At 31.6% G+C, this 465-nt stretch carries 1 protein-coding gene; it reads right to left on the bottom strand.

From position 1 onward, the window contains the following. On the bottom strand, positions 1 to 465 hold a 465-nt coding region (locus RMT89_RS41100; RefSeq protein ID WP_315888860.1), incomplete at both ends, for a hypothetical protein.

Raw genomic sequence — 465 nt, 5'->3', positions numbered from 1 at the left:
AAAGCTTATCTTTTCATTAAAAAGAAATTCTGATACCTCAACTTTCGTAACCCAGCTATACAAATTTCTTTCTTTAACAAAACTTCTTAAATCAACCATCTCTTTTTCGAGGATGCCATTAAGTTCAATTCCACTCTTATGTTTTCCTGAATAAATAGGCGGAAATATTTCATATCGCTCAAAATATTTTTTAACACTTGTATCTTTTTCTACATCAAACAAATACTCAAAACTAGTATGAGTATACTTATAGGGCACATTATCATCATAAACAATATGCTTAAAGCCTTTTTTGATAGCCTGCTCCAACCTAGGAATTTTATTTTGATGATCATCAAAAAAGACAACCGCACGTTCTTTTTTTTCTTCAGGAATATTTATCTCAATATTTGAAAAATCTTGCCAGGTGTATTCAGCATCCTTGACTCGGTATTCGGGCGTAAATACTTCTGGCTTTAAGAACTG

The organism is Streptomyces sp. P17, from assembly GCF_032436805.1.
In the GTDB taxonomy this organism is placed as follows: Bacteria; Actinomycetota; Actinomycetes; order Streptomycetales; family Streptomycetaceae; genus Streptomyces.
This window is presented reverse-complemented; position numbering and strand designations above follow the sequence as displayed.